This window comes from Sphingomonas sp. BLHR8 (genome assembly GCF_056821725.1).
This window is the reverse complement of sequence record NZ_JBPDIM010000001.1, coordinates 821,488-847,753: the sequence shown is the minus strand read 5'-3', so window position 1 is coordinate 847,753 and position 26,266 is coordinate 821,488. Positions and strand designations below refer to the sequence as shown.

At 67.3% G+C, this 26,266-nt stretch carries 31 protein-coding genes and 1 tRNA gene; 15 read left to right on the top strand and 17 right to left on the bottom strand.

Features of this window, described 5'->3' with window-relative positions:
* Positions 1–80 precede the first annotated feature (80 nt).
* Complete coding sequence (locus tag ACRYJK_RS04225) at positions 81–944, top strand: ABC transporter permease (protein WP_482666325.1); 864 nt, start codon at positions 81–83, stop codon at positions 942–944.
* On the opposite strand, the gene hspQ is transcribed toward ACRYJK_RS04225, so the two are convergent.
* A complete protein-coding gene (gene hspQ, locus ACRYJK_RS04220; RefSeq protein WP_482666324.1) occupies positions 941–1,297 on the bottom strand; it encodes a heat shock protein HspQ in 357 nt (118 codons plus the stop codon). The two genes, ACRYJK_RS04225 and hspQ, sit on opposite strands and share 4 nt — an antisense overlap.
* Positions 1,298–1,446: 149 nt before the next feature.
* Between hspQ and ACRYJK_RS04215 the strand changes: the two genes are divergently transcribed.
* A tRNA-Ser gene (locus ACRYJK_RS04215) sits at positions 1,447–1,536 on the top strand.
* Between the two features lie 69 nt (positions 1,537–1,605).
* Here the strand turns inward: ACRYJK_RS04215 and ACRYJK_RS04210 are convergent.
* From ACRYJK_RS04210 to flgB, 15 genes are all read right to left on the bottom strand, one after another.
* Entirely contained in the window at positions 1,606–3,783 is a 2,178-nt protein-coding gene (locus tag ACRYJK_RS04210) for a hypothetical protein (protein ID WP_482666323.1), read from the bottom strand.
* The gene (locus ACRYJK_RS04205) at positions 3,780–4,178 is read right to left on the bottom strand and encodes a hypothetical protein (RefSeq protein WP_482666322.1); all 399 of its coding nucleotides are present in this window, start codon (positions 4,176–4,178) and stop codon (positions 3,780–3,782) included. The genes ACRYJK_RS04210 and ACRYJK_RS04205 overlap by 4 nt, the downstream gene beginning before the upstream one ends.
* Before the next feature lie 229 nt (positions 4,179–4,407).
* Complete coding sequence (locus tag ACRYJK_RS04200) at positions 4,408–5,241, bottom strand: flagellar motor protein MotB (RefSeq protein WP_482666321.1); 834 nt, start codon at positions 5,239–5,241, stop codon at positions 4,408–4,410.
* A gap of 1 nt (position 5,242) precedes the next feature.
* On the bottom strand, positions 5,243–6,109 hold the full coding sequence (motA, locus tag ACRYJK_RS04195; protein ID WP_482666320.1) for a flagellar motor stator protein MotA: 867 nt from the start codon (positions 6,107–6,109) through the stop codon (positions 5,243–5,245).
* 75 nt (positions 6,110–6,184) lie between these two features.
* Complete coding sequence (locus tag ACRYJK_RS04190) at positions 6,185–6,958, bottom strand: flagellin (protein WP_482666319.1); 774 nt, start codon at positions 6,956–6,958, stop codon at positions 6,185–6,187.
* Positions 6,958–8,244 carry a FlgK family flagellar hook-associated protein gene (locus ACRYJK_RS04185; protein WP_482666318.1) on the bottom strand — a complete coding sequence of 429 codons (1,287 nt, stop codon included), beginning with the start codon at positions 8,242–8,244 and terminating at the stop codon, positions 6,958–6,960. Before ACRYJK_RS04185 ends, ACRYJK_RS04190 begins: the two co-directional genes overlap by 1 nt.
* Entirely contained in the window at positions 8,241–8,507 is a 267-nt protein-coding gene (locus ACRYJK_RS04180; RefSeq protein ID WP_482666317.1) for a rod-binding protein, read from the bottom strand. Before ACRYJK_RS04180 ends, ACRYJK_RS04185 begins: the two co-directional genes overlap by 4 nt.
* Positions 8,504–9,589 (bottom strand): flagellar basal body P-ring protein FlgI, encoded by a 1,086-nt coding sequence (locus ACRYJK_RS04175; protein WP_482666316.1) that lies wholly within the window; start codon positions 9,587–9,589, stop codon positions 8,504–8,506. Before ACRYJK_RS04175 ends, ACRYJK_RS04180 begins: the two co-directional genes overlap by 4 nt.
* A gap of 12 nt (positions 9,590–9,601) precedes the next feature.
* Positions 9,602–10,171, bottom strand: coding sequence for a flagellar basal body L-ring protein FlgH (locus tag ACRYJK_RS04170; RefSeq protein ID WP_482666315.1), 570 nt, complete (start codon positions 10,169–10,171; stop codon positions 9,602–9,604).
* Entirely contained in the window at positions 10,168–10,956 is a 789-nt protein-coding gene (gene flgG / locus ACRYJK_RS04165; protein WP_482666314.1) for a flagellar basal-body rod protein FlgG, read from the bottom strand. The genes ACRYJK_RS04170 and flgG overlap by 4 nt, the downstream gene beginning before the upstream one ends.
* Positions 10,957–10,976: 20 nt before the next feature.
* The gene (locus tag ACRYJK_RS04160; RefSeq protein WP_482666313.1) at positions 10,977–11,693 is read right to left on the bottom strand and encodes a flagellar basal body rod protein FlgF; all 717 of its coding nucleotides are present in this window, start codon (positions 11,691–11,693) and stop codon (positions 10,977–10,979) included.
* The gene (locus ACRYJK_RS04155; protein ID WP_482666312.1) at positions 11,690–12,880 is read right to left on the bottom strand and encodes a flagellar hook protein FlgE; all 1,191 of its coding nucleotides are present in this window, start codon (positions 12,878–12,880) and stop codon (positions 11,690–11,692) included. Before ACRYJK_RS04155 ends, ACRYJK_RS04160 begins: the two co-directional genes overlap by 4 nt.
* A gap of 18 nt (positions 12,881–12,898) precedes the next feature.
* Positions 12,899–13,501, bottom strand: coding sequence for a flagellar hook assembly protein FlgD (locus ACRYJK_RS04150; RefSeq protein ID WP_482666311.1), 603 nt, complete (start codon positions 13,499–13,501; stop codon positions 12,899–12,901).
* On the bottom strand, positions 13,498–13,899 hold the full coding sequence (gene flgC / locus ACRYJK_RS04145; RefSeq protein WP_482666310.1) for a flagellar basal body rod protein FlgC: 402 nt from the start codon (positions 13,897–13,899) through the stop codon (positions 13,498–13,500). The genes ACRYJK_RS04150 and flgC overlap by 4 nt, the downstream gene beginning before the upstream one ends.
* Positions 13,896–14,246 (bottom strand): flagellar basal body rod protein FlgB, encoded by a 351-nt coding sequence (gene flgB, locus ACRYJK_RS04140; RefSeq protein WP_482666309.1) that lies wholly within the window; start codon positions 14,244–14,246, stop codon positions 13,896–13,898. The genes flgC and flgB overlap by 4 nt, the downstream gene beginning before the upstream one ends.
* Positions 14,247–14,363: 117 nt before the next feature.
* Here flgB and ACRYJK_RS04135 point away from each other — a divergent pair, with 117 nt between their 5' ends.
* From ACRYJK_RS04135 to ACRYJK_RS04110, 6 genes are all read left to right on the top strand, one after another.
* On the top strand, positions 14,364–14,813 hold the full coding sequence (locus tag ACRYJK_RS04135; RefSeq protein WP_482666308.1) for a flagella basal body P-ring formation protein FlgA: 450 nt from the start codon (positions 14,364–14,366) through the stop codon (positions 14,811–14,813).
* Positions 14,814–14,851: 38 nt separating this feature from the next.
* Complete coding sequence (locus ACRYJK_RS04130; protein ID WP_482666307.1) at positions 14,852–15,112, top strand: flagellar biosynthesis anti-sigma factor FlgM; 261 nt, start codon at positions 14,852–14,854, stop codon at positions 15,110–15,112.
* Positions 15,109–15,351 (top strand): hypothetical protein, encoded by a 243-nt coding sequence (locus ACRYJK_RS04125; protein ID WP_482666306.1) that lies wholly within the window; start codon positions 15,109–15,111, stop codon positions 15,349–15,351. The genes ACRYJK_RS04130 and ACRYJK_RS04125 overlap by 4 nt, the downstream gene beginning before the upstream one ends.
* A gap of 112 nt (positions 15,352–15,463) precedes the next feature.
* Complete coding sequence (locus tag ACRYJK_RS04120; protein WP_482666305.1) at positions 15,464–16,264, top strand: transglycosylase SLT domain-containing protein; 801 nt, start codon at positions 15,464–15,466, stop codon at positions 16,262–16,264.
* Between the two features lie 2 nt (positions 16,265–16,266).
* Entirely contained in the window at positions 16,267–18,339 is a 2,073-nt protein-coding gene (gene flhA, locus ACRYJK_RS04115) for a flagellar biosynthesis protein FlhA (protein ID WP_482666304.1), read from the top strand.
* Positions 18,340–18,350: 11 nt separating this feature from the next.
* Positions 18,351–19,064, top strand: a complete 714-nt coding sequence (locus tag ACRYJK_RS04110; protein ID WP_482666303.1) for a sigma-70 family RNA polymerase sigma factor — start codon at positions 18,351–18,353, stop codon at positions 19,062–19,064.
* An 80-nt stretch (positions 19,065–19,144) separates the two neighbouring features.
* Here the strand turns inward: ACRYJK_RS04110 and ACRYJK_RS04105 are convergent, their stop codons facing one another.
* Positions 19,145–19,954 (bottom strand): flagellin N-terminal helical domain-containing protein, encoded by an 810-nt coding sequence (locus ACRYJK_RS04105; RefSeq protein WP_482666302.1) that lies wholly within the window; start codon positions 19,952–19,954, stop codon positions 19,145–19,147.
* A 234-nt stretch (positions 19,955–20,188) separates the two neighbouring features.
* Between ACRYJK_RS04105 and fliE the strand changes: the two genes are divergently transcribed.
* The 7 genes from fliE to ACRYJK_RS04070 are packed head-to-tail and all read left to right on the top strand — an operon-like array spanning position 20,189 to position 26,258.
* Positions 20,189–20,503 (top strand): flagellar hook-basal body complex protein FliE, encoded by a 315-nt coding sequence (gene fliE / locus ACRYJK_RS04100; RefSeq protein ID WP_482667393.1) that lies wholly within the window; start codon positions 20,189–20,191, stop codon positions 20,501–20,503.
* A gap of 1 nt (position 20,504) precedes the next feature.
* Positions 20,505–22,070, top strand: a complete 1,566-nt coding sequence (gene fliF, locus ACRYJK_RS04095) for a flagellar basal-body MS-ring/collar protein FliF (RefSeq protein ID WP_482666301.1) — start codon at positions 20,505–20,507, stop codon at positions 22,068–22,070.
* The gene (locus ACRYJK_RS04090) at positions 22,063–23,073 is read left to right on the top strand and encodes a flagellar motor switch protein FliG (protein WP_482666300.1); all 1,011 of its coding nucleotides are present in this window, start codon (positions 22,063–22,065) and stop codon (positions 23,071–23,073) included. Before fliF ends, ACRYJK_RS04090 begins: the two co-directional genes overlap by 8 nt.
* Positions 23,074–23,108: 35 nt before the next feature.
* Entirely contained in the window at positions 23,109–23,588 is a 480-nt protein-coding gene (locus tag ACRYJK_RS04085; protein ID WP_482666299.1) for a FliH/SctL family protein, read from the top strand.
* Positions 23,585–24,904 carry a FliI/YscN family ATPase gene (locus tag ACRYJK_RS04080; RefSeq protein WP_482666298.1) on the top strand — a complete coding sequence of 440 codons (1,320 nt, stop codon included), beginning with the start codon at positions 23,585–23,587 and terminating at the stop codon, positions 24,902–24,904. Before ACRYJK_RS04085 ends, ACRYJK_RS04080 begins: the two co-directional genes overlap by 4 nt.
* Positions 24,901–25,293: a hypothetical protein gene (locus tag ACRYJK_RS04075; protein ID WP_482666297.1), complete on the top strand. Its 393-nt coding sequence runs from the start codon at positions 24,901–24,903 to the stop codon at positions 25,291–25,293. The genes ACRYJK_RS04080 and ACRYJK_RS04075 overlap by 4 nt, the downstream gene beginning before the upstream one ends.
* The gene (locus ACRYJK_RS04070) at positions 25,281–26,258 is read left to right on the top strand and encodes a flagellar hook-length control protein FliK (RefSeq protein ID WP_482666296.1); all 978 of its coding nucleotides are present in this window, start codon (positions 25,281–25,283) and stop codon (positions 26,256–26,258) included. Before ACRYJK_RS04075 ends, ACRYJK_RS04070 begins: the two co-directional genes overlap by 13 nt.
* The last annotated feature ends 8 nt before the right edge of the window (positions 26,259–26,266 follow it).

The following is a 26,266-nucleotide window of genomic DNA, read 5'->3' as shown; positions in this document are numbered from 1 at the left end:
TTCTTCATGATCGTCCCGCCGCCCGGTCAGGGGTCGGCGGCAGTTGCGCGCGGCAAGCCGCGCCGATAGGCGCTATCGCCATGCACGACCAGCCCCAGATTGCAGCGCCGGCCGCTTCCGGCGGAGCGCCATCCCTTCACCTGCGGCACGCGCCAGGCGAGCGCACGATCGGCCAAGTCAACTGGGGCGGCTTGCGAGCCCTCTATGTCAAGGAGGTGCGCCGATTTTTCAAGGTGCAGCTGCAGACGGTGTGGGCACCGGCAATCACGACGCTGCTTTACCTCATCATATTCACCGTCGCCCTCGGCCGCGGCGGGGCCAGCGCGATGGGGGTGAGCTTCGCCAGTTTTCTGGCGCCCGGGCTGATCATCATGGCGATGATGCAGAACGCCTTCGCCAATTCGAGCTTCTCGCTTCTGGTCGGCAAAATTCAGGGCACAATCGTCGATTATCTCATGCCGCCCCTGTCGAACCTCGAACTGCTGGGAGCGCTGGTCGCGGCGGCGGTGACCCGTGCCATTCTGGTCGGCTTCGCGATCTGGCTGGTCATGCTGTTCTGGCCCGGCGTGTCGGCGCTTCCCCAACATAAATGGGCGGTCGTTGTGTTCGGGCTGCTCGGCTCTACCATGCTTGCGTTGTTGGGTGTGCTGACGTCGATCTGGGCGGAGAAGTTCGACCACGCGGCGGCAGTAACGAATTTCGTCGTCGTGCCGCTCGCGCTTTTGTCGGGGACATTCTACTCGGTCGACCGCCTGAGCCCAACCTTCGCTGCCGTGAGCCATGCGAACCCGTTCTTCTTCGCGATCTCCGGCTTTCGCTACGGGTTCATCGGCGTAAGCGACTCCCCGCTGGCGTTGGGGGTGGTTGTCCTGACAGTCGTCAACCTGGTCCTCGCTATTGCGACCTACGCCGTTCTGCGCCGCGGCTGGAAACTCAAGAATTAATGCCGGTGCCGCTGTCGGAGCTTGTAACGCCCGGCGGCGAAGTCTTCGAACAATTCGTCGATCGCCGGATGCTCGACCGGTCCGCCCTCGTCGTCGCGCACCAGATTCTGCTGGCTGACATAGGCGACATAGGTCGACTGGTCGTTCTCCGCGAGGAGATGATAGAAGGGCTGGTCCTTGCGTGGCCGGATGGCTTCGGGGATAGCCTCATACCACTCGTCGCTATTCGCAAAGACGGGATCGACGTCGAACACCACCCCGCGAAAGTCGAACATCCGGTGGCGGACAACGTCGCCGACACCAAAGCGGGCGCGGGCGACGGGGGGAAGGCCGGCCGCAATCGCGCGGCGCATATCGGGGACGCTGATCGTTCTCACACCACCGATATATGCGCGGCGGCCGATTGCTCCAAGCCCGCGCGCGATGCACTTGGCAAGCGGGCGCGCAAAAGCTAAAGGCCCGCTCCGACCCGCGGCGACGCTATCGCGACGCCGACCTCTGCGGAGAGGTGGCTGAGTGGTCGAAAGCACCGCACTCGAAATGCGGCGTGGGCGCAAGTTCACCGTGGGTTCGAATCCCACCCTCTCCGCCACCCGTCCGACAGGCTCGCTCGGCTCCACAGCGGCCCCCGCGCCGCGGGGGCGGCGCGGGGATGTGGGCGTCATGCGGTCGGCAGCGGGACGAACCGTACCTTGAGGCGGGCATTGTTGCCGATCTCGGTGATCGCCAGGAAGCGGGGTTGGGTGTCGACGGCGGTGCTGTTGTGGATGGGGCCCGCGGCAAATGCCTCCGCCCAGCTGTTGCCTGTGTAGATCCGCCAAGCGCTACCTCTGCGGCTCATGTAGAAGCGTCCGACGCGGGGGGCGAGCGGACCCTGATAGGTGCCCTGTCGGAACGCCCCGAGCCAGGTCGGCCCGCCGCCGCCGCCCTCCGTCTGAATGCTTTCGAGGGTCTCGCCATAGCTTCTGGCATCGAAGGCGATCACGTCGTCGAAGTTCACAAAAAAGCTCGGCGGGTCGGCCAAGGGGACGATCTCAACCAGAATGTCGCCCGATAGCGCGGCGCTTGAACCTACGGCACGGTTGCCGCTCACCGCTTCGGTGGTGACGGTGTAGAAGCCTTCACTGTCGAGCGAGGACAGCGTCCCCTTCGTTCCGAAGAATTGCAGCGGCACGCTTTCGCCGAGAGACGGCGCAGGCGTCGGCGTGGGGGTCGGAGTTGGCGTGGGTGTCGGCGCAGGCGTCGGGGTCGCAACATCTCCGACCAACTGGAGTGCCCAGCTGCTCGGTCCGGCGAGCTTGGTGAGGATCGCTTCACCCCCCAGCGCCAGCGCCGCTCCGTTTGGCGCCGCGAGCGTGACGCCGGCCCCCGCTTCGATCGTGACCGGGCCACCGAGTCGCTGCAGGCGAATCCGCGACCCCGTCGGCAGGGTGAGGTTCGCGTTGTCAGCCTCCACCCGATATACCTGTGCCGACGTCGCGACAAATCGCACCGGCGCGCCCAGATGGGTCACCGCCACGGTCGTGACCTGCGCGTTGATGTCGATCGACGCTCTGTCGACGAGTTGCGCAGCCTCCACGATGTAATCGACGTTGCGCAGCCCCGGACCGGACAGCGGGTAGTATACCGGGGTCACACCCCGCACCTGCCCGGCAATGTGCGCCCGCGACGTGGGATCGAGCGAGACACCGAAACCTGCCGAACCCGGCGCGGTCGTCTGGACGAAAATGCGACCACCATCGTCGAGCAGCAGCTCGCTGTCGTAGAGGCTGAGGGCGACCACCGTTCCAGCGCTCACCGCTTCGAGCGAGGCGCCGTCTGTCACGTGCAGCGCGGTGCGGATGGCGATACTCCCTTGTTCGCCGCGGAGCCTCCCCCCGATGATGCTGAGATTGTTGGTTCGCGCGTCGCCTTCGGTAATGAAGGCTTTGCCCCCGCGCACGTCCAGGTCGCAGTCGATGAACTGGATGTCGTCCTGCACCTTCGCTTCGTTGTGAAGGATCGAGATGCCGTTCGTCACGCGCCCGCTCGCGCGGAAGCCGATGAAAATAATTCCGCGCGATCCCGACACCGGGTGAATCCATGCCGAAGCCGGCACGGGTCCGTCGCTGTCCTCCGCCCAGCAGTCGAGCGCGTACACATTGTCCGCGCCCATCTGCTCAAAGCCATATTCGCAGCCGCGCGTGCCGCAGCGTTCGTAGAGGATGTCGCGCGCACGGGTCGCGTGGGGCTGGACGAAGTGGCCGTAGCCGGACGTGTTTTGCGACATAGTGAGCTCATGCCGGACCCGCGTCGCGGCGAGCTCCTTGAAGCCGTTGATGCGGGTGTCGACGTTCCCCAATCCCACCCCGCGCCCGTCGACTAGGATATTCCGCACACTCAAATCATGGACGCCGGGTTCGTTGGTCACCAGCGCGTTGAAAAGGTTGTCGCGCCCGCCCTGAAAGTCAGCGAGCGCGATCAACCGTGCTGGCGGACCGTCGCGGGCGATCAGACGGCTGTGGGAGGGGCGCATCACCGCCGAACCCAGATGATAACTCGCGCCCGCCTCCAGCACGACGGTCCCGTCGCGCGCGAGTGCGGCGTTGATGGCCGGCGCCGCGTCGCTCCCGTCGGTCGGGATGCCCGCTGTCGCGAGGTCCGGGACGCAGCTGATCGGGGGCGGCCCCGGAGGCGCCGAAGGCAGCCGTCGCGCAGCCTGCGCGCGATCGGCCGCCGCTTCCGCGGTCAGCGCCGCCGTCTCCGCTCGCCCGGCAATCGCCGAAAGCGTCGCCGCCCCCTCGATCCGCAGCGCAGTTTTCTGCTCGGGGTCGACCCGTACAAAGCTCTTTCCGGTCATCGGGTTACTCCTGCGCGCACGATGAAACTGCCTTCGAACGCGACGAATTTGACGCCGCTCGCGGGGGACACGTGCAAGTCCCACCAGAGGACGGCGTCGCCGCCGGGTTCGCCCCGTTCCCTCGCGACGTCGATGGCCTCCATTGTCGTTTCGGCGATGTGGATGTGGACGGTCGTGATCGGGACCTTGTCGCGCACGCGGCTCGTCACCCTCAGCCCTTCCGAATCCGGCGCATCAACGCGCGACAGAGCAGCGAGCAGGCGGTCGCCGTCCTTCCGGTCCCGGATCTGCAGCGCGACCTGAGCAGTCGCCAGATCGACGCCCTCGATCTCGATCTCGTGCTGAAACGGCACCCACCGTGCCGCCAGGAGTGGAATGCCGGCCGTCTCGAACACGCGATGTCTCCCCGGTCGCGAGCCGGTTGGCACCGGCCCGCCTGCCTCGATGTCTGTCGGGGCGGATAGGGGGGCGGCCATCGTGTAGGACATGGGCGAACGCTACTCCCATCGCCTCTCGCAACGGGCTTGGCGACGGAGACAGTCTAGCGATGCGGGAGGCAAGGTGGTCGGCTGCGCTCCGCTTTGGGCGGATGCCCGGGGCGGCTTGGCGCGAACGGCCGAGACATCATCGCGTGAGAGTGATCGCTATCCGGCGATTGCGCGGGTCGAGCGGGTCAACCGCGATCAGAGGTTCGCGATCCGCCACCCCTTCGATGCGCACGATGCGGCGCTCATCAACGCCGGCATCGCGGACAGCGCGTCGGGCCGCGTCGGCGCGGTCCCCCGACAGCCGCCAATTATTGGTCCCGCTGCGATCGGCAAAGGCCAGCGCGTCGGTATGACCGCGGATGGACAATGTTCCTTGCGCGGGCAGGGCGCGAGCTACCGCGCGCAACAAAGAGCGGGCGCGGGTGGTCAGGATGTCGGTGCCCAATTCGAACATCGCGAAATCGGGTCCGTCGACCAGTTCTACTCGTGCGCCGTTGCTGATCGGAGTCACGCGAACCTGTCCGTGGAGGCCAGAGGCAGCCGCATCGCGCCGCAACTGCTCGGCAATGCGGGCGCTGAGCGCATCCGCTTGAGGCTGAGAGGGCGTGGTTTCCGCGCCGGCCGCCGTGTCGCGTGGGATGACGATGCCTTGCGTGCCCTGTTGCCCGTCGAGGTGCGGGAAGTTCTGGTCCGACAGGATACTGTCGCCGCCGAGAATGCCCGTCGCGCCGGCACTCGACTGCCGATATTCGATAAGCGTGGGGGTGAAATAATCGGCGAGCCCCTTTCGCTTCTCCTCGTCAGTCATGCCGAGCAGCCACATCAGGAGAAAGAAGGCCATCATCGCAGTGACGAAGTCGGCGTAGGCGATCTTCCACGCGCCGCCGTGATGGGCTTCGTGCTGCGCCTCGACGACCTTCTTGACGATAATCGTCGCGGGTAGGTTCGGGCTTTTGGGAGGGCTCGCCATGTCAGGCGGCGGCGCGCATGGCGTCGAACACGTCGGCAAAGCTTGGTTGATGGTCGTGGGTGAGGCTCGACCGCGCCGCCTCGATCACCAGCGGGATCGGGTGACCGTGAAGCGATGCCACGATCAGCTGCTTCACCACATGATAGATCGCTCCGTCGCTTTCGATCACCTGACGTGCGCGATTGGCGAAGGGGCCGACAAAACCGTAGGCAAGGAGGACGCCGAGAAACGTTCCGACCAGCGCCGAGCCGATCATTTCGCCAAGGACTGCCGGCGGTGCGTCGATCGACCCCATCGTCTTCACGACCCCAAGCACCGCCGCGACGATCCCCAGCGCGGGGAGGGCGTCCGCGAGCGTCTGCAACGTCTGCGCGGGCTTGAGCGCGTCGTGATGATGCGTACGAAGGGCGTTATCCATCACGTCCTCGACCGCGCGCGGATCCAGGGTCCCCGACGACACGACCACGAGGCGCAAGGTGTCGCAGATCAGGTGGATCAGCGTCTGATCGGTGAGCAGGTGCGGATATTCGCCGAAGATCGCCGAGCTGGCGGGGTCCTCGATATGCGGTTCGAGCGCGACAGGCCCGTCACTCCGCAGCATCTTCATCAGGCGCGACGTCAGCAGGATCGCGTCGAGATAGTCCTGCTTGCTGTGACGCTGACCTTTGAAAACGCCTTTCATGCCCCGTGCCAGCGCCTTGAGCTCGCGCGGCGAATTGCCGGCCACGGTCGCGCCAATGGCGGCGCCGCCGATCACCATCATCTCGATCGGCAGCGCGTGCAGGATGACGCTGATGCTGCCGCCGGACAGCAGAAACCCGCCGAACACCATCACCAGCAGCACGACAATGCCGATACCTGCAAACATATTCGCTGATCCCCCGCGCTTGCCCGGGGGACCGCCGCCCCCTCGAAACTAAGAACGGCGGCGGTGGCCGAGTTTTTAGCGCAGCAGGTCGAACAGGCTCGTTCGGTCGAGCCGCGCGAACAGGGCGTTCGCCGCGTCGAGCGTCAACTGGCGTGATTGCAGGCGCGCGATGACTTCGGCGGGATCGATCCCGACCGCTCGCTCGCGTGCGTCATCTCGGGCGATGCGCGCGAGGTCCGCCTCGGCATCGAGTCGTTCGAGCTTCTGGGCGAGCAGGCCGTCACGCGTGCGCGCGTCGCTGGAAATGTCCAGCGCGCCCCGCAAAGCCGTGAGCGACGTTTTCAGCCCCTCCGCATCATTCGCATTCAACTGCCTGAGAACCGTTTCCACCGTCGCCGCAAACGCGGGCGGTGGCGCCAGGCGGCCAGTCTCGACGCCGGAGATAGGCACGTCGACCCCAGCCGCTTCGCGTTCGATGAGCCGCAACCTCCCGACGATATCGCGTAGTTCGATTCCGGCTGCGGATCGCGCTGTGTCGGACGAGGTTTCGCTCGTTGCCGCCACCGCGATCTCCAGCCCTCGCGTCAGCAGGTTTACGCGCGCTTCGTGCTCGACGTCAGCCGCAGCGAGCGCTGCCGCAAGGTCCCGGCGGTTCGCGGCGAGCGCGTTCTCGCGTGCATCGCTTCGGTCGATCGCGCGGCTCTGCGCGGCGGCAGCGGGGTCTTGCGAGCCTCGTCTGACGCGCCGGCCGTCAAGCAGCGCGGCTCGGTCTTCGGCGATCGCGCGACCGAGGTCGCTTCGGCGGCTTGCGTTCAGTGCGGAGGTCAGCTGAGTTTTGACATTCTCCATCAGCGTATCCCCACAATCGTATCGAAGGTCGCCTTGGCGACCTCGACGATCCTGGCGGCAGCGCCATAGGCTTGCTGCAATGCGATCAACGATGCGGCCTCGCGGTCGAGGTCGACACCGCTCAACCGGTCGAGCGCAATCGCCGCCTCATCCCGGAGCGCGGCTGACGCGGCTGCCCGCCGCTCCGCTTGCTGCGTCGCTTGCGCAACATGGTCGATAAGCCCGTCGGCGTCGCTCAGCAGGGCCTCGCTCGATGCGCGCTCGACCGTCGCCAGCAGCGCCCCGTTGGCGCGGAGCCCGTCGGACGCCGCAACCGCGGTCGGGTCCGCGACCACCAGCTCCAGCGATCCTGCCGCCCCGCCAGCCAGCAGCGACGGTTTCGCGCTTGCCGACTGATGATCGTCGAGCAATGCACGGTAGCGCGCCGCCAAGTCGTCCAGTGCCGCGCGCGCGTCTGCAACCAGTTCATCCGCGCGGCGCAGCCCCGCGATGGCGCCGCTCCCCGCACCGATCAGGCCCTGTCCCCCCGGCCCGACGGCGCGCAACCCTTCGGATGTGGGGGTAATCACCGCCGGCCCCCGCATGTCCAGCAGGGGCAGCGTGACGGGATCGGTCGGCGTAAGAATGACGCTTCCATCAGGCGAGAGCTGCGCGGTTACCGAGAGTTGCCCGCTCAAACGCGACAGGGCGGAGTCACGCCGGTCCTCCAGCGCGGCGCGCCTCGACGGGTCGGAGGCACTTGCCCGCAGTTGGCGGTTGAGGTCGTGCAGTTCGGTCAGCGCCGAATTGCAATCACTAATCGCCACATTTCGCCGCGCCGCCACGTCCGCGACCAGCGAGGTGAGCCGAGCGTCCGCCTGGCGAAAGGCGGTGCAGGTCTCGTCGATCGCGCCCAGCATCTCTCGGCGCAACGGCACACTTGCCGGGTCGCTCGACAGACGGGTCATCGCATCGAAGGTGCCCGAAATCCTCGCCGCCACCCCGGCCCCGTCGCCTGGCGCCAGTGCCGCTTCGATCGAGAGCGCGTGGTCGACGATCAGCTGGTCACGCGCGGCGTCCGCGTTGGTCCGATCCCGGTCGGCTGCAAGCCCGGCATCCCAGTCGCGGTGAATGGCCGACAGCCGGACGCCACTCGTGCCGCTCGCGCCGGGAGGCAGGTCGACAATGTCAGCTCGACGCCGGACGAAGCCTTCGTTCTCCGCGTTGGCGACATTCTCAGACGTGACGGCAATGGCGCTTCGATAAGCCCCGATCGCCGACGCGCCGATCCTCAAGAGGTCGCTCAACGTCCCGACCCCGGATCAAGGCGAGCGAACTGCGTTCCGAACCCGAAATCAATCTGTCGCGCCATCGCGTCCGCAAGCTGGCTGTCGAGCATGTCACGCATCGGACCCGCATCCGATTGCGCCAGCTCGCCTTGCGGCAGCGAAGCGGCGCGCATCGACGACAGCATCTGTCTCAACAGCATCGCCTCGAACGCGTCGCCGGCCGCAGCAGTGCGGGTCGATGCGTGCGGCCTCGATGCAGGGTCGCTCGGCTCGATTTTCATAGCACCACCAGCTCCGCTCGCAGCGCGCCCGCCTGATGCAGTGCCTCCAAGATCGCGACCAGATCGCCCGGCGCGGCGCCCACGTCATTGATCGCCTTGACGATCTCCGACAGCGACGCGCCCGCCATTTCGAACATCGGCGACCGGCTTTCGGATATCGCGATCCGGCTGTCCGACGCTTCGGTGGTTCGCCCGCGCGTGAGTGGATTTGGCTGCGACGTCATCGGCTGTTGGTCGACCTCGACCGTCAAACGGCCATGACTGACTGCCGCGGGCGCGACGCGGACGGCGCCATTGATGACCACCGTGCCGGTGCGCGCATTCACAATGACCCGAGCGGCGGCGGCGTCGGGCATCACATTCAGCGCTTCGATCCGCGCCATCAGCGCCGCCCGATCATACTCCGCGGCCGTGTCGATGACGACCGTGACCCCGTCGCGGGCACGCGCGCTCACGCCGGGCAATGCCTGGGAGATGGCCGTCGCAACCCTCTGAGCCGTCGACAGATCCGCAGCCGCGAGGTTGAATCGCAGCTCGCCCCCCGAAGTCCCTGCCACCGCTCGCTCGACTGTCGCGCCGCCAGGTATGCGGCCGGCAGAGGGGACGTTGACGCTCGCCTGAGACCCGTCCGCCGCGCTGACACCCAATCCACCGACGGCGAGGCTGCCCTGCGCCATCGCGTAAATCTGCCCGTCGGCGCCGACCAGCGGTGCCAGCACGAGCGTTCCGCCGCGAAGCGACCGTGCGCGACCGATGGCAGACACGGTCACGTCCATCCGCTGGCCCGGGCGCGCCATGGCGGGGAGGTCGGCGGTGATCATGACCGCCGCCGCATTCTTCAGCGCCGGACTGACGCCGGGCGGCAGAGTGAGCCCCAGGCGAGCGCTCACCCCCGCCATTGCTTGGGTGAGATAGGCAAGATTATCATCGCCGGTTCCGGCCAGACCGACCACCACGCCGTAGCCGACGAGTTGGTTGCTCCGGACGCCCTCGAAGGCGCCGAGATCCTTCACTCGCATCATTTGGGCGTCGGCGGTCACGGACAGGAGCGCAGTAAGAAGCGCCAGCACCTGCTTAAACATGTACGAACATCCTCAGAAGGGACTGATGATCGAAAGGAATCGCTGCAGCCATCCCTGCCGACCAGCGCGTGCCACCTCGCCACGTCCGGTGAAGCCGATCTCGCCATCCGCGATCCGGGTCGACGCGATGCGATTGCCCGGATCGATATCGAGCGCGCGCACGACACCTGCGACCCGCAGCGTCTCGTCGCCGCGATTGATGCGGACGCGCTTCGTGCCTTCGATCCGCAGCAGCCCGCCGGGCAGCACCTCGACCACTCGCGCCGCAATCTCGCCGCTCAAGCGATGCGTCTGGCTCGATGTGCCCTGACCGGCGAAGCGATTGCTTCCGCCAATCGCCAGGTCCGTCGCCGACAGGAGCGCGAGCGGTCCGGTGGTGGGGGGGGACAGGCCCATCGATCCGTTGCGGTTCGTGCCCGTCGCGTTTCCGGTCGACGCGTCTGTCCGCTCGATCAGTACCACGCTCAGCACGTCCCCGACGCGGCCCGCGCGCGTTCCTGACGCGAGCGCCACATACCCACCGTCGGCATCGAAGATCGCGCCCGGAAGCGGCTGCGTAGCCAGCAGGAACGCTATGATCACAGCTGTTGCGCCGCGTTCTTGAGCATCTCGTCGGTGGCCGAGATCATCTTGCTGTTCACCTCATAGGCACGCTGGGTCTCGATCATGTCGACCAGCTCCTGGACGATGTTGACGTTGGACCCCTCCAGCGCGCCCTGGCGGATGGTGCCGCGACCCTCGCTGCCGGGTGTTCCGACCTGCGCCTCGCCGCTCGCGCTGGTGGCGGCGTAGAGGCTGTCCCCAAGCGGCTGCAGGCCGGCCGGGTTCGCAAATCGTGCGACCTCGATCTTGCCGACCTCGCTGGCTGCCTCTTCGCCGGGAATGGAGGCGCTGACCGTGCCGTCCGCCCCGATCGTGATCGCGGTCGCTCCATCCGGGATCGCAATCTCCGGAATGATCGCCCGACCGTCGGCGGTGACGAGTTTGCCCTCCGCCGAGCGCTGGAGGTCGCCGGCACGGGTGAAAGCGGTCGAGCCGTCGGGCTGTGCGACCTGGAAAAAACCTTCGCCCTGGATCGCAAGGTCGAGCGGGTTGTCGCTGACGTTGAATGAACCATGCGACATGATCGGCGCGGTCCCTCGCATGGCGACGCCGGTGCCGAGCTGCGTGCCGATCGCGTAGCGATCCTCGCCGCCCGACACGGCACCAGGCGCGGTCAGCGTCTGATAGGCAAGGCTCGTGAAGTCGGCACGGTCTCGCTTGAAACCGGTTGTGTTCACGTTCGCCAGATTGTTGGCGATGACGCGCATCCGTTGCGACTGGGCGTCAAGCCCAGTCCGCGCAACATGCATGGCACTATTGCTCATTTTTCAATCCTTTCGGGCTGTCAGCTGCTGAGGCGCATGAGGTTCGTGCCCGCTTCGTCGAGATCCCGCGCGGTTGTCAGCAACCGCAACTGCTGATCCCAGCCGCGCTGCGCGTCGATCATCGCCACTAGCGCCCCGGTCGCGTCGATATTTGCGCTCTCGAGATGCCCGGAACGGAGCCGCGCGTCGGGGTCCTCGGGCAACACGCCACCCGCCGGGGCCCGTAGCAAACCCTCCGCATCCTTCTCGAGAACCGCGCCGGCCGGGTTGGCGAGCTTCAAGCGCCCGACTTCGGCAACCTCCCCGGCGCCGTTCGTAACGCTGACTCGACCGTCCGGATGAATGGTGACGTCACCGTCCGGCAGGGGCATCGGGCCGCCGCTGCCAAGGACGGGGCGGCCATCGTGCGTTGTGAGAATGCCGGCAGACGAGCGCATCAGGTCGCCGCGCCTGGTATAAGCCTCGCCGTTCCCGGCTTGCACGGTGAGGAGCGCCTGACGCTCCAGTGCGACATCGAGCGGCCGTCCCGTCGGGGTCATCGCACCGGGGCCGGTGTCAATGCCGTTGAGCCCCGTACGAACGCTCGCGCTGTCGCGGCCGATCCAGATGCTTTGCGCGACGTCTAGGTCGGCGCGAAATCCTGGGGTTGCGACGTTGGCGAGGTTGTGAGCGGTGACCGCCTGACGGGTCATCGCGCTACGCAAGCCTGCCGCCGCGGTGTGCATCAGCGCGCTCATCGGGCGATCCCGAGCACCGCCTGAGTCATGGCATTGGCGGTGTCGATCGCCTTGGCATTCGCCTGAAAGTTTCGCTGCGCTTCAATCAGTCCCACCAACTCTTCGGTCAGGTCGACATTTGCGCTCTCGAGCATACCCGATTGGACGCCGCCCGCCCCGCCCTCGCCGGGGATGACGACGCGAGCGGGCCCGCTGCCACCCGTGACGCCCCACCGCGCATCGCCGAGCTGCGACAGCCCCATCGGATTGGCGAAGTCGGCGATCAGCATACGCCCGAGCGGCTGCGTCGTGCCGTCCGCGAACGTTGCCGTCACGACGCCGTCGCGCCCCACTGTAACCGCGCTGAAGTCTGCTGGCGCGAAGCCGTCCTCGCGCACGCTGGCGACTGCCATGCTGTCACCGGTCGTTGCGCCGGACAGGTCGAGCGCGAACTTCGTATCGCCCGCCGAAATCTCGACAGGGGAGGCGGGGCTGGTCATGACGTCGTTCTCAAACCTCAATGCGATCGGACCGCCGGCCGCTTTGGCTCCGCCCACATAGACCTCCGCTTGCCAGTTCGACGGCCCCGTTCTGGCGAAGTAGACGGTCGCCGGGCTGCGTCGTCCCTCGCGATCGACGACGCTGACGGTCTGGCTGCCGACGAAACTCGCGGGATCGGCGGGGTTGATCGGCGCCGATGTCATCTCGCCCGTGCGCGGCAGGGTGACGCTCATCGCCAAGGACGACGTCGCGCGGGGGAGCCCCGACCGCTCGGGGAGGCGCAGCGGCTGTCCGGCCGCGACGCTACCGATGGGGATCGATCCGTCCGCGTTGGCGGCCGTGACCTGCACAAACTGGCCTGACGAGTCGGTCAGCCAGCGATTTGCGTCCACGCTGAAATCGCCGGCGCGGGTAAAGCTCGTCCGGCCGCCGCTCAGCGCATCCCGGGTAACGAAGAAGCCCGGTCCCGCCAGAGCAAGGTCGAGCGGGCGTGCGCTGTTTTCATAGCCGCCTTGGGTAAAGATCTGCTGCAGCTCCTTTGATCGGACGCCCAACCCCGGGGCGGAGCGGGAGGTCGGCATGATGTCGCCAAACGCCACACGACTTCGCTTGAAGCCGGTCGTGCCGACGTTCGCGATGTTGTTGGCGGTGGTCGACAGGTCCGTCTGCGCACCGCGCAGCCCGGACAGAGATGTTGTGAAGGACATGAACGTTACTCCCTGAAATCAGCCAAGACGCTGAACACGGGCAGGATCGATGGCGCCTGCCAGTGTGGCGAGTTTGGGAAGGCCGGCGGGGTCCTGGACGGCGGTCACGGTCAGCCACGCCGAACGGCGGACCGCACCCGGTGCGACCAGGGTGAGAGGGCCAGCATGTTCGAGCGTAATCGGGACGCTTGTCGTGCCCGCCGGCGCTTCGCCCTCGGCCACGACTTCGCCCGCGGCGTCGACGAGCGCCCAGCGTCGGTTTGAGGCGTCGGGCGCGAACGCGACTTCGCCTCGGGATATGCCGCCGGCATCAGCGAACAGGGGGGCGTCGTCCGTCAGGACGCTGCGGCCGATCCAGCCCGAGAAATCTTTGGGCGTGCCCGATGAGCCGGATCGTTCGACAAGGGTTCGGAGCGATGCGTTCATCTCACCGATGCCCGCCACTTGGCTGAACTGCGCCATCTGCGCGATCATCTGCGTGTTATCGACCGGCTTGAACGGATCCTGCGCCGTGAGCTGCGTGGTCATCAGCCGAAGAAAGTCCGCCTGCCCAAGTTGCGGTGGTGCCCGCCGCGACTGCGATGCCGGAGCGGTCGACGCTAAATTTGTTGCGGCAATCATTGGCCAAGCCTCAGCGTGTCGAGCGTCAGCGATTTCGCCGTGTCGATCACCTGCACGTTATTGCGATACTGTCGGGACGCTTCGAGCATCTCGACCAGCTCCGCCGTCGGATCCACCGCCGCCGACCAGACATTTCCATCGCCGTCGGCGAGCGGATGCCCCGGTTCATGCCGGCGCTCAGGCGTGCCGGTTTGAGCGATGCGGTCCGCCACAACGGTTGCCACCCCGCTGCCGTCGCCGACAGTGCGAAACACTGGGCGCATCGCCCGGTAGGCGGCGGCCTCGCTCGACGCCGTCGAACCCGCGTTGGCGAGATTTGACGCGACGGCGTTGAGCCGGGTCAGTTGCGCGGACATCGCACGGCCGGAAATATCGAAAACGGATAGGCTCACCGTCATTCTCCCTTGAGCGCTCGCTTCAGCGTCGACACCCGCCCCTCCACGAAGGCGAGGCTGGTGCGGTAGTGGAGGGCGTTTTCCGCGAATGCGGTCTGCTCGCTGGCGAGTTCGACGGTGTTGCCGTCGAGGCCGGCGCTGATCGGCACGCGATAGGCCAGTGCGTCCGCTCCGGCCCGTGCGGTCGACGCGCCTCGGTCGACCGAACGAAGCGCAGCCGCAAAGTCGATGTCGCGTGCCTGGTAGCCGGGGGTGCCAGCATTCGCGATGTTGGAGGCCAGCACCGCCAGCCGCTGCGATCGCAGCGCGAGCGCGGTGCCGTGAATGCCAAAGATCGAAGCGTTGCTCATCGCATGTCTCGTTCGGAGCGGCCGGGCCGCGTCGAACCATGCAATGCACAGGCCGTGCCAAGTGGCTGGCACGGCGATTGCTGTCCCACTCCGCGACCCTGTTCGAGGAGCCGATGAATGATCCTGTTCGCAACCGCGCTGGCCACGGTCCAGCCGCCCCAACAATCGCTGGAGGCCATCGACGAAGCTGTGGCGACGTTCCTCTCTGGAACGGGCGTCGCGTCACCGGTCGACCGCCGACTGCGCCTGCCAGCCTGTGAGAGACTGCTTGACGTCGCAGATGCGAGCGCGGCAGCGGTCGCAGTCCGATGCTCCCGGCCGATCTGGGCTTTACGTGTCCCCCGTCGCGGAGCCAGCGCAGCTATGCGGGGTGCGTCGACACCGCTCGTTCGCGCGGGCGAGGTGGTTCAACTCAGCATCCGGCGCGGTGGTTTTCGGGTGGCCACGCAGGGGACGCTGCTGGACGGGGGCGGGGAGGGCGCGCGGGTGCGGGTCCGCACTCAACGCGACCGGCCGCCCGTCTCGGGAATTGTTCAAGCGGACGGCAGCGTTGCCAGCGGCGGCTAAACGAGTCGCGGGCCCTGCCGTTACAGGGTTGGCTAGCCATGGAGACCAGCATGATCGGACCAGCAAATCCTCAAGGACTGCGCGACATCCGCACGCAGTCGACGCGCGACGTCGTGACACGTGTCGAACCGTCGCGTCCGCAGGCCACTGGCCCTGACGTCACGGTTGTTTCGACCCGGCCCGGCGATGCGCCGGTCGACCTCGAGAAAGTGTCCGAGCTCCGGGCCAGCATCGCCGATGGCACGTATCGCCCTGATCCCAGCGCGATCGCGCAACGACTGCTCGGTCAAGACATATGATTTCGCTGATCCGTGACCTCTCGTGCGCCGTCGAGAGCGGAGATGTAGCCGCGATCCATCTCGCCTGCGATGCGCTCGCCCGCGTCGACTGTTCGACGCAGGCGACGGACAACCGACGCATCGAAGAGACATTGTCCGAACTCGACGCGCTCTCGTCCAGACTGGCGGTGCTGTCCGCGGGGGCAACGCGACGAGCGCAGCGTCTTCGAGGGGCGCCGCTCACTTACCAGATCCGCTGATCTCTCAGCTCGGCGATTTGCATCGACTGGTCAGCGGCTCTTCGCTTGGCACGGCCATTGCTGCTGAACCCCCGAACCGGCCGAGGGCCGAGTAAGTTTCGGGACCGGCACGATGCCTACGACCATCTCAGCGCTGCCGCACAGCGCCTCGCGCGTGCACGGTGCCATCGCGGCCGCAGCGCGGGCAAGCGGTGTTGACTTCAACTATCTGCTCGGCCAGGCGCGGATTGAAAGCGGCCTTAACCCGCGCGCTCAAGCAGCGACGTCGAGCGCGCGCGGGCTTTATCAGTTCGTCGAACAAACTTGGCTTGCAACGGTCAAGACGCACGGCGCTGCACACGGACTCGGCGCGGCCGCAGCGGCGATCGAGCAGGGCCGCGACGGGCGTTTCCGGGTCGCTGACGCGGGCGCTCGCCGGGCAGTCCTGGCGCTTCGCGACGATCCCCAGGCCGCTGCGTCGATGGCCGCCGCGCACGCCAGCGATAACGCATCCTATCTCGAAGCGCGGATCGGTCGTCGCGCGCAACCGGTCGACCTCTATCTAGCGCATTTTCTGGGGAAAGCGGGAGCGGCGCGCTTCCTCGTATCCCACGGCGAGACCCCCGACGCCTCTGCGGCATCGCAATTCCCGGCGGCGGCCCGCGCCAACCGCGGCGTTTTCTTCGACCGAAGCGGTGCACCGCGCAGCTTCGAGGCCATCCGTGCGCGCTTCGAGCGCAAACTCGGTGGCAGCGGAGCGGACGCAGGCGCCAGCTCGCCACCCCCAGCGTTCACTGCTTCGCCGGTAGCACTCGCCGCAACGCCGCCGGCCACCGAAATCGACGTGCACAAATGGCAGGAGTCGAGGCTGATGCCCTCACCGGCCACCGCTCGCCTATCCTACCTCATGCTGCTCGCCGGTGACGGGGTATGACGATGCGCCCCGCTCGACTCGCACAGAACGCGATGTTGCCGCTGGCGACGCTGCTGCTGATCATGCTGATGGTGGTGCCCATCCCGGCGGCGATGCTCGACGTCGGCTTCGTGCTCAACATTGCGCTCAGCCTCGCCGTGCTGCTGGTCGCGCTCAACGTTCAACGCCCGCTCGACTTCAGTGCCTTTCCGACGGTGCTGCTGTTTGCAACGCTGCTTCGCCTTGCGCTCAATGTGGCCTCGACCCGCGTCGTCCTGCTGCACGGCCACGACGGCCCGGGCGCGGCGGGCCACGTGATCGAGGCGTTCGGCCAGTTCCTGATCGGCGGCGATTACGCCGTCGGGATCTTCGTCTTCCTTATCCTGATGATCATCAACCTCATCGTCATCACCAAGGGCGCGGGCCGGGTGAGCGAGGTCAGCGCCCGGTTCATCCTCGACGCCTTGCCCGGCAAGCAGATGGCCATCGACGCAGATCTGGGGGCCGGCCTGATGACGCCCGACGAAGCCCGCGCCCGACGTCAGGAAGTCGGCGTCGAGGCCGACTTTTACGGGTCGATGGATGGCGCCTCGAAATTCGTGAAGGGCGACGCGGTCGCGGGCGTTCTGATACTCGTTGTCAACATTGTCGGCGGCTTCGTCCTCGGGATGGTCAGCCATGGGCTTTCGGCAGGCGAGGCCGCTTCCGCCTATGTCGTGCTCGCGATCGGCGATGCACTCGTAGCGCAGGTTCCCGCGCTGCTCCTCTCGATCGCGGCCGCGGCGATTGTCACCCGTGTGACATCGCCGCACGACCTTGGCGAAGAGATTGGCAAACAATTTGCGACGGCGCGCGCGTGGACGCCGGTCGCGCTCATCCTCGCGTTGGTCGCGTTGCTGCCGGGGATGCCTCACCTCCTGCTTGGCACGGTTGCCGTTGGCGCAGGTGCGCTCGCCTGGAAACTTTCGCGTCCCCGCCCTCAGCCCGTCGTCAGCCCCGTCGAAGAGCGCGCGCCAGGGCAGATCGAGTGGAGCGATATCGCCGATGACGCCGCGATCGCGCTCGACCTCGGCATCGCCCTCGTTGGACTGGTCGATGAGCGCCGCGGTGCGCCGCTGATGCAGCGCATCACCGGCATCCGCAAGAATCTCTCGCGCGAGCTGGGCTTCGTCATTCCGCGCGTTCGAGTGCGCGACGAATTGACGCTGTCGCCGACGCGCTACCGAATTGCGATCGCCGGCGCGGTGGTCGGCGAGCATGAAGTGTTCCCGGACGATCTCCTCGCAATCGACACAGGCGCGGCCGCTGCGGCGATCCCCGACGCGCGTGCGACGACCGACCCCGCGTTTGGCCTGCCGGCCTACTGGATCGCCGCCGAAGCGCGTGCCCAGGCGGAGGTCGCCGGCTACACCGTCGTCGACGCCGTGACCGTGATTGCGACCCATCTCAATCGAATGGTCGAGCTCAATGCGGATGCGCTGTTCGGCGTGGATGATGCGCAGGCGATGCTCGACGCGTTGAAGGTCGACGCCCCGCAACTCGTCCAGAGCCTCGTGCCCGGCGCCATGACTTCGGCGCAGCTGGCCGTGCAGGCGCGTGCCCTGCTCGCCGATGGCGTCACGCTTAAACAAAGCCGGGCGATCGCGGAAGCGTTGGTCGAGGCGGCGCGACCGGACAGCGACCCCCAACAATGGGTCGACGGAGTGCGCGAGCGCATCGCGCCGATCATTGTCCAGGGCCTCAGCGCGCACGGCCAGACGCTCGGCGTCATGACCCTCCACCCGGAGCTTGAGACGCTCGCGAGCCAGGCCGTGCGCGCCGCGCCGCACAGCTCGCATCCGATCGAGCCCGCGCTCGGCCAGCGCATCGTCCGTGCGGTCGCGCAGGCGGCAGCGGAGCGCGTCGCACGGGGGGAGCGGGTGGCGCTGGTCGTGTCGCCCGCGCTGCGCCGTCCGCTGGCTCGCTTGCTGGCCCCGAGCTGCCCCGACGTGGTCGCTCTATCCTTTCTCGAAATCCCGGATGGCAAGCCGGTCGAGCTGTTTGCCGTCATCGGCGAGCCCGCGGAAGCTGCGCCCGCACTCGCTGAAGCGGCCTGAGGAGTATCGCCATGTCAACGCTCACCTACACCCGGCGGCGGGCAGGCGATGGGCTCGAGCGGCTAGTCGCCGACCACCAGAACCTCGTCCGCCGCATCGCCTGGCACGTCCATGGTCGCGTCGCATCGACGATCGACGTCGCGGACCTGGTTCAGATCGGCATGGTGGCGCTCGTCGAGGCCGCGCGGACGTATGAGGATCGCGGCAACAGTTTCGCGACCTACGCCGCGGTGCGGGTGCGGGGGGCGATGATCGACCATCTTCGTCGCGCTGCCACGCTTTCGCGTTCGGCGATGGCGCATCGTCGCGAACTCGCGCGTGTGCGCGCTGCGCTTACGCAGCAATTGCTGCGCGATCCGAACGCGGTGGAGATGGCGACGGGGATGGGGCTTGATCCGGCGAGCTATCACAAGCTGGTCAGCGACAGCGAACCGGCGCGTGAGGAAACCATTGACGAGGTGTACTCGGACCATTCGCCCTGGTTCGCCGAGGCTGGCGAGCGGGCCGACGACGCGATTGAACGCGAACAGCTGTCGGCACTCCTCAGCGATCACATCGGCGCGCTTCCCGACCGCGAACAAATGGTCTTGCAGCTCTACTTCGTCGAGGAGCTGAACCTGCAGGAGATCGGCGCGACGCTGGGCATCGGCGCCGCCCGAGTCTGCCAGATCAAGAAGGCTGCGCTCGAGCGGCTGCGCGCCCGGCTTGAACCGCACGTGAGCTGATTTGGTCCTGCATATCGTGACGTAAGAAAAAGGGGGCGGACGCCGAAACGTCCGCCCCCTTTTCGTCGCCGGCGCTCTGATCAGCGCAGCAGGGCCATGACGCCTTGCTGGCTCTGGTTTGCCTGCGCCAGCATCGCCGTCGAAGCCTGCGAGAGGATCTGAGCCTTGGCGAGGTTGGTCGTCTCGACCGAGAAGTCCGCGTCTTCGATACGGCTGCGCGCATCGCTGAGGTTGGTCATCTGGTTGGTGAGGTTGTTGACCGTCGATTCAAGGCGGCTCTGCCCTGCACCCAGCGAGGCGCGGGTCGTCGCAACTGCCTTCAGGGCCGCATCGGTGTCCGTGATGGCGGTGGTCGCGCCGGTCACGGTCGAAATATCCGAGCCGGACGCGTCCGAAAGGTCGAGACCCGTGATGGTCAGCGTCGTCTGATCGCTCGCACCCGTCCCCGTCTGCACGGAAATGGTCTGATCGGCCGTGCCGAAGACGGTCTTACCGTTGAAGTTGGTCTTTGTCATGACGTCGTCGATCTGCGCGCCGAGCTCGGCAACTTCGGCCTGCAGGTTGGCGCGGTCATCGTCGGTGTAGGTTCCCGATGCCGACTGCACCGACAGTTCGCGGACGCGCTGCAGCATGTTGGTGACCTCGTTGAGCGCGCCTTCCGCCGTCTGGGCGAGGCTGATGCCGTCGTTGGCGTTCCGGACCGCCTGGCCCATGCCGCGGATCTGCGACGTCATCGACGTGGCGATGGCAAGCCCGCCGGCGTCATCCTTGGCGCTATTGATGCGCTTCCCGCTCGAGAGGCGCTCCATCGCGCTCTGCACCTGATTATTGGCGATCCGGCCGCTGTTCTGAGCACGCAGTGCGGCGCTGTTGGTGTTGATCACGGTCATGATTGTCCCCTTCGTTAAAGCTGACTGCCGCGATGTTCGTCCGGCACGTGAGGGGTAACGACCGGACCGTTCCGGCATTTAGCGATGTCGAAACTTCGTCGTTCCGACGGATCGCCGTCACCCGCGCGTGCGATGCCAGGGTCGAAACTCCACCGCGCGAATTGGCACGGGGTTTGAATACTCTTTCTGCGATTAGCAGGAGGGACCAATTCCGTGATCGATACCCAGCGCATCATGTCGATGCGTTCCGCCATCATCGAGAGCAATACTGCGCTTCAGCGCGCCGCTGCGGCTGCGAGCGGCGCCGCGCCCCAGGACGTGGGTGGAGTGACCGGCTTCGGCGATGCTATGCGCGATGCCGTCACCAAGGTGAACGCTGTGCAAGGGCGCGCCAGTGATCTTTCCGCCTCCTTCGAACGCGGCGAGACGACAGACATCGCGGCGGTCATGCTCGCACGGCAAGAAGCTTCGGTCGGGTTCGAGGCGACCCTCCAGGTGCGCAACAAGCTACTCGGCGCCTATCGCGACGTCATGAACATGCCGGACTGATATGTCGGACTTCGCAACCATTCCGACCGCGCGAGCCGGGCTCGCTGCCCAGCTGAAAGAGCGTGCTGCGGCGCTCCCGCTCCCGCCGGCGGTGCGCAGGGCCGCGCCATGGCTGGGGGGTGTCGCAGCTATTGCCGCGCTCGGGCTGATCGTATCCGCAGCGTCGCGCTCGCCGGAGCGTGCCCTCTATGCCGGTGCGGAACCTGCAGAGCACGCCGCCATGGCCGCAGCGCTCGACGCAGCGTCTATCCCTTATACGCTAGCGGATGGTAGCGGCGCGCCGGCCGTCGCCTCCGAAGATTATCATCGGGCGCGCATGGTGCTAGCAGGAGAAGGGCTGCCGCGGCAGGCGCCGTCCGATCCGGCCATCGCAGCGCTGCCGATGGGCGCCAGCCGTGCTGTCGAGGGGGAGCATCTTCGCCTCGCGCGCGAGACTGAACTGGCGCGAACGATCGAAGCGATCGATGGCGTGACATCCGCACGCGTCCATCTCGCGCAGCCCGACCGCTCTCCGTTCGTCCGCGATCGGGTAGCGCCGAGCGCGTCGGTCATGGTCACGCTCGCCGGCGACGCCATGCTCGAGGACGATCAGGTCGAGTCAATCACGCACCTCGTCGCCGCTTCGGTTCCGCAGCTTCAGGCGAGTGGCGTCACTGTGACCGATCAGGGCGGGCGGCTGCTCTCGGGCGAGGGCAGCCCGACCGATCCCAAGGTCAAGCTGCGTCGCACCATCGAGGCCGACTATGTCCGCGCCATCGACGCGCTTCTGGGGCCGGTGCTCGGCCGGGACAATTATACGCGCGAGGTTTCCGTCGAACTTGATTTCGCACAGACCGAGGCAACCCGCGATGTCATTCCGCAAGGGCCCGCCGTCGTCCGCGCGGAGCAGGGTGAAACCACGGTCGATCCCTCTGCGGCAGCCGCTGGTGGCATTCCCGGAGCGCTCAGCAACACGCCCCCGCCGGCGCCTGTAGCGAGCCTCACTCCGCCGGCGCCGATCGCGCCCGGCGCGCCGCCGGAACCGCGACGCTCGGAGAGCTACAATCGCGATTTCGCGCTCGGTCGCGAGATCAGCGTCACGCGTCAGGGCGCACCACGCATCGCTCGCGTTTCGGTGGCCCTCGCACTCAGGAGTGCTGGCCCCAACCGTCCGCGCAGCGCGGCGGAGCGAGCCGATATCGAACAGCTGGTGAAGGGCGCAGTCGGCTTTGACGCCCAGCGTGGCGACCAGGTCGTCGTCGCCAGCCGCCCCTTCGCTGCCGCGACGGAGGCGCCTACACCCACGTGGTGGCAGGACGAAGCGCTGCGCGGCTGGGCGGGGCCGGTGGTGGCACTGATCGTGTCACTTGCGGCGCTATTCGGCGTCGTGCGGCCCTTCTTGCGGCGCGTCGGTCGTTCGCGCGACGAGGCTGTGAACGACGCATCCGAAGTCGCTCCTCCGGCGCAGTTGGCACTGATGGACTATACGCGACGGGCGTCGGCGGTTCGCGAATTCGTCGCCGAGGATCCCGCCCGCGCTGCCGAAGTGGTGCGTTCGATGATGCGCCAAGGCTCCAGCCGTGGCTGAGGCGATCCGCACCATAGAGGTCGGCGGCACCTCGGCGGCGGCCATCCTGATGCTCATCCTCGACGACACCAGCGCGACCGCCGTGCTCGGCGCGCTTGACCCCGAAGAGGTACACCAGATCGGCGCTGCGATGCTCGATGCCACGGATGTCGACGAACAGGCGATCGCGCAGAGCCTCGCGGCCTTTCACGGCGTCGCCCAGCGATGCGCCCCGGTCGTCTGCGGACCGCGTGCGGGCGGACGTGTTCGGACCTTGATAGAGCAGTCGGTGGGCGAGGACCTCGCCGCGCCGATGATCGATCGCCTTGCGCCGGTGCCGACGCGCCGACCCTTCGCCGCGCTGCAATGGAGTGACGCCGCTCGGATCGCGGGGCTGCTGGAGGACGAACATCCACAGGTCGCGGCGATCATGCTGACCCACCTCGATCCGGCGCAGGCCTCGCAGGTCCTGGCGCTGCTTCCGGACGCCCTGCGGCTCGAAGTCGTGCACCGGGTCGCGACCATTCAGCGGGTCGATCCGGCCATCGTCGAAGAGCTCGACCGCCGTTTCAATGGCGCCATTCTGCGACGGGGCGGGTCGGGGCTATCTGCTGCGGGTGGGCCCGAGGGCGCTGCCCGCCTACTCGCTCGGGGCGACCCGGGCGAGGCGAAGCGCATGGTCGCAGCGCTTGCCAAGCGCGACCGCGCCATCGCTCGAGCGGTCGACGACGCGCTCCTTTTGTTCGACGATCTCGCCGATCTCGACCCGAAAAGCCTGGGCGTGCTGGTGCGCAGCACCGACGCTGATGTCCTCGCGTTGGCCCTCGTCGGCTCTCCAGCGCGCTTCATCGACGCGCTGCTCGGTACGCTGTCATCGCGGGCGGCCGACACGGTGCGCGATGCCTTGGTCGAGAAGGCCAACGCCCCTGTCGCCGACGTCGATGGCGCCCGCAAAACCATTCTCCTGACGGCACGGCGGATGGCTGATGCCGGAGAGATCAGTCTCAATCCAGGCGGAAGATGACAAACGTCTCGCCTGTCACCTGGGCACGCCCCCGCATGAGCGCCCGTGGCTTCCAGCCGCGGTTCGCCGAGCCCGCCCCGCCGTTCTCCCTCGCCGTGGACCCCGTCCTGGAGATCGACGACAGCGAAAGCGAGCAGCTTCGCGAGCGGCTTCATGCTATGGCCGCCGAGTTGACGCAGGCGCGTCCGCTGCCCGCCGAGGCGTTGACCCCCCTCCTGACCGACACGGTGCGTCGTCTGCTCGCCGAGGCGTTCCAGACCTTCGTCGACCGGGCAGGCGAGTTGGAGGCCGCGGCGCACCGCCTCGCGAGGGCTGCGGACGACGCCACTTGCGTCACGCGCATCCACATCCATCCGGACGACTTGGATTTGCTTGGCAGCGCGGATTTTCCATGGGTGCCCGACCACGACGTCTCCCCCGGCACCCTCAGGGTGGGGACGGCGGGCGGTTGGCTCGAGGATGGTCCCGCCGTTCGTTTCTCTGCGGTGCTGGACGCACTGGGCGGTGACCAGTGATCACCGCGGCGCAGTCCATTCTTGAGCAGCTTCAAACAGCCCCGCTTTCTCCTCGGCCAGTCGGGCGGGTCATTCGATGCAGCGGCCGCGCGGTCGAGGCGACCGGACTGTCGCGCATCGGGGTCGGCACCGGCGTTACCGTCACCGGCGCGAACGGCGTCATCCTTGGGGAAATTGCGGGGTTCCGCGATGACAGGGCGCAAATCCTGCTGCTCGGTGTCAACGATGGTATCGCGCCCGGCGCGACCGTTCGGCCGAGCGGAACCTCCGCGATGGTGCGGGTCGGTTCATCATCGCTTGGCCGCGTTCAGGACGCGTTGGGGGCTCCGCTTGATGGCAAAGGCCCGATCCTGGCCAGCAGCAGCCGGCCGCTCGCCGGCGCGCCGGCCAATCCGCTCGAACGCGCGCGCGTGACGCACCGGTTCGGCACCGGCGTGCGCGCCATCGACGCATTGCTGACGATGGGCGAAGGACAGCGCGTCGCGCTCATCGCCGGTTCGGGCGTCGGCAAATCCACGCTGGTGCAACGGATCATCGCCAGTAACGACGCGGACGCGGTGGTGATCGGACTCGTCGGCGAACGCGCACGCGAGGTCGCCGACATGGTCGCGGAAGTGCGGCGCTCCCCCGCCGCTTCGCGCACTGCGATCGTCGCAACTCCTGCCGGTCAGCCCCCGCTGCTGCGCCTGCGGTCGGCCATGCGCGCGACTGCGATCGCCGAGGCGTTGCGCGACGAAGGGAAGCGGGTGCTGCTGATCATCGACAGCGTGACGCGGGTCGCGCATGCGCAACGCGAGCTGGGCCTCGCGCTGGGCGAACCGCCGACGGCCAAGGGCTACCCCCCGAGCGCGCTCGCCATCCTGCCGTCGCTGATCGAACGGGCGGGTGGCTGCGTTCGCACCGGGGGCTCTGTGACAGCGATCTACACTGTGCTCGCGGACGGGGACGATCCCGATGACCCGGTCGTCGACACGGTCCGTGCGATTGTCGACGGGCACATCTGCCTGTCACGCTCGCTCGCGGAGGCAGGCGTTTACCCCGCAATCGACGTGGGGCGATCGCTGAGCCGGGTGTACGAGGCAGTCAGTGACGCCACGCAGCGCGTGGCCGCGCGCCGGTTTCGTGCGCTCTGGTCGGCGTGGGAGACGAACCGCGACCTGGTGATGATGGGCGCACACAGTCCGGGCGTGGACCCGGTGCTCGATGAAGCGATCGAGCGGCATCCCGATCTCAAGGCTTTCGTCGCGCAAGACGAGACGGTGTCGGCCGAAGATGCGGTCGCACAGCTCGTCGAACGTTTCGGACCCCTTGCATGAATGCGCGACAGCTTGCTCGCATCGCGCGGCTTCGCCAGCGGGAGGCGAACGTGGCCGCAGCGGACCTCGCCCGACTGACAGGGCGTGCGACCATGCTGGCTGGTCAGCACGCGCAACTCGTCTCGCATCGGGCCGAGCGAAGCGTGTCGAGTTCGGGAGCCGATCTGCGCGCCTGCGGACTTTTCCGCGCGCGCATCGACGGCGCGATCGACGTGCTTGGCGCGGAAATCGACCGCTGCGAACGCGACCGCGTGCGAAGTCAGGCTTGGGCATCGCAGCTCCGCGTCCGCGCTGATCGGCTGACCGACCACGCGAGTGATCGCGCCCGCCAGGAGGCTCGCACGGCGGAGGCGCGGTCATTGGCGAGGATCGTTTCGTGGAAGCGTTAAGCCTGCTCCTCGTTCAGGCGGTGGTGCCGGGCGCGGACCCTGTCGTGCGCGTGGGAACAAACACGCCGCCCCAATTTGGCATGCCGGAGATTCTGACCTCTCAGATTTTCGAGGACTTTCTTCAGGGTCTGCCCGAAGTCTCGACGGTCCCCGGAAGGACGGAGGCGGAAACACCGGCTCACGCGACCGAAATCCGACAGGTCGACGACGAACCGACGCCCGATGCGCTGATTGCGTTACTAAGTTTGTCCACCGTCGTGGCGCCATATCGGCACGCTTCGAAGGCGGAGCCGGCCGGGGGGCGGCAAGCGGAGGCTCCGATCGCTCAGCCATTGATCGAGATGAGGCCATCGGTGCCCGCCACACCCGGAGCCGATGTATTTACGCCTGATGTTCTCGAGCAGAGCGTCGCCAGCGTCCCCGCCCCCCGCGACCTGGTGCAGAGCATTGGCGCGCAGCCGCTCGATCCGACGGTCACCACGCCGGAGCTTCGCGTGACCACGCCTACGCCAGCCATTTCCGCGCCGGCACCAGCTGCCGCCGCCATGCTGGATACGACGGCGCCGTGGGTCGAGGCGTTTGCCGCCCGCCTCGTCGCGAGCGCCCGCGACGCGCCCGAGCAACCGATCGCGCTGAAGCTTTCCCCGGCACATCTGGGTGACGTCGAAATCCGCATCGAAGGGCAGGGCCCCGACACGCAGCGCGTGCAAATCGTGACCGCGACCCCTGCCGCCGAAGCGCTGTTCAACGAGCATCGGCGCGAACTTTCCGACGAGGCGCGCCGACATGGCACGCTGTTTGCGAACATCGACGTGACGTCCGGTCAATCGGGTGGGCGGGAGCGGTCTTCGGGTCACAACCGTCCGTCTTCGCCTCTGCCCGAACCCGCGGACGTCGCCGCCCACCGACCGGGGGCGGGAATCCGACAACCGTCCGTCCGCGACCGGACCGACCGCTACGCCTGAGGGACCAG

Coding starts and splice junctions, on each gene's coding strand:
- hspQ (WP_482666324.1), bottom strand. CDS start 1,297: ATGCGCCGCGCGATTGCGGCCGGCCTTCCCCCCGTCGCCCGCGCCCGC.
- ACRYJK_RS04085 (WP_482666299.1), top strand. CDS start 23,109: ATGAGCGCCCGTGGCTTCCAGCCGCGGTTCGCCGAGCCCGCCCCGCCG.
- ACRYJK_RS04210 (WP_482666323.1), bottom strand. CDS start 3,783: ATGACCGGAAAGAGCTTTGTACGGGTCGACCCCGAGCAGAAAACTGCG.
- flgG (WP_482666314.1), bottom strand. CDS start 10,956: ATGAGCAATAGTGCCATGCATGTTGCGCGGACTGGGCTTGACGCCCAG.
- ACRYJK_RS04120 (WP_482666305.1), top strand. CDS start 15,464: ATGCCTACGACCATCTCAGCGCTGCCGCACAGCGCCTCGCGCGTGCAC.
- motA (WP_482666320.1), bottom strand. CDS start 6,109: ATGTTTGCAGGTATCGGCATTGTCGTGCTGCTGGTGATGGTGTTCGGC.
- ACRYJK_RS04160 (WP_482666313.1), bottom strand. CDS start 11,693: ATGAGCGCGCTGATGCACACCGCGGCGGCAGGCTTGCGTAGCGCGATG.
- ACRYJK_RS04130 (WP_482666307.1), top strand. CDS start 14,852: ATGGAGACCAGCATGATCGGACCAGCAAATCCTCAAGGACTGCGCGAC.
- fliE (WP_482667393.1), top strand. CDS start 20,189: ATGTCGATGCGTTCCGCCATCATCGAGAGCAATACTGCGCTTCAGCGC.
- ACRYJK_RS04110 (WP_482666303.1), top strand. CDS start 18,351: ATGTCAACGCTCACCTACACCCGGCGGCGGGCAGGCGATGGGCTCGAG.
- ACRYJK_RS04135 (WP_482666308.1), top strand. CDS start 14,364: ATGATCCTGTTCGCAACCGCGCTGGCCACGGTCCAGCCGCCCCAACAA.
- ACRYJK_RS04225 (WP_482666325.1), top strand. CDS start 81: ATGCACGACCAGCCCCAGATTGCAGCGCCGGCCGCTTCCGGCGGAGCG.
- ACRYJK_RS04190 (WP_482666319.1), bottom strand. CDS start 6,958: ATGGAGAATGTCAAAACTCAGCTGACCTCCGCACTGAACGCAAGCCGC.
- ACRYJK_RS04175 (WP_482666316.1), bottom strand. CDS start 9,589: ATGTTTAAGCAGGTGCTGGCGCTTCTTACTGCGCTCCTGTCCGTGACC.
- ACRYJK_RS04150 (WP_482666311.1), bottom strand. CDS start 13,501: ATGATTGCCGCAACAAATTTAGCGTCGACCGCTCCGGCATCGCAGTCG.
- flgB (WP_482666309.1), bottom strand. CDS start 14,246: ATGAGCAACGCTTCGATCTTTGGCATTCACGGCACCGCGCTCGCGCTG.
- ACRYJK_RS04105 (WP_482666302.1), bottom strand. CDS start 19,954: ATGACCGTGATCAACACCAACAGCGCCGCACTGCGTGCTCAGAACAGC.
- ACRYJK_RS04125 (WP_482666306.1), top strand. CDS start 15,109: ATGATTTCGCTGATCCGTGACCTCTCGTGCGCCGTCGAGAGCGGAGAT.
- ACRYJK_RS04180 (WP_482666317.1), bottom strand. CDS start 8,507: ATGAAAATCGAGCCGAGCGACCCTGCATCGAGGCCGCACGCATCGACC.
- ACRYJK_RS04200 (WP_482666321.1), bottom strand. CDS start 5,241: ATGGCGAGCCCTCCCAAAAGCCCGAACCTACCCGCGACGATTATCGTC.
- flgC (WP_482666310.1), bottom strand. CDS start 13,899: ATGACGGTGAGCCTATCCGTTTTCGATATTTCCGGCCGTGCGATGTCC.
- fliF (WP_482666301.1), top strand. CDS start 20,505: ATGTCGGACTTCGCAACCATTCCGACCGCGCGAGCCGGGCTCGCTGCC.
- ACRYJK_RS04075 (WP_482666297.1), top strand. CDS start 24,901: ATGAATGCGCGACAGCTTGCTCGCATCGCGCGGCTTCGCCAGCGGGAG.
- ACRYJK_RS04155 (WP_482666312.1), bottom strand. CDS start 12,880: ATGTCCTTCACAACATCTCTGTCCGGGCTGCGCGGTGCGCAGACGGAC.
- flhA (WP_482666304.1), top strand. CDS start 16,267: ATGCGCCCCGCTCGACTCGCACAGAACGCGATGTTGCCGCTGGCGACG.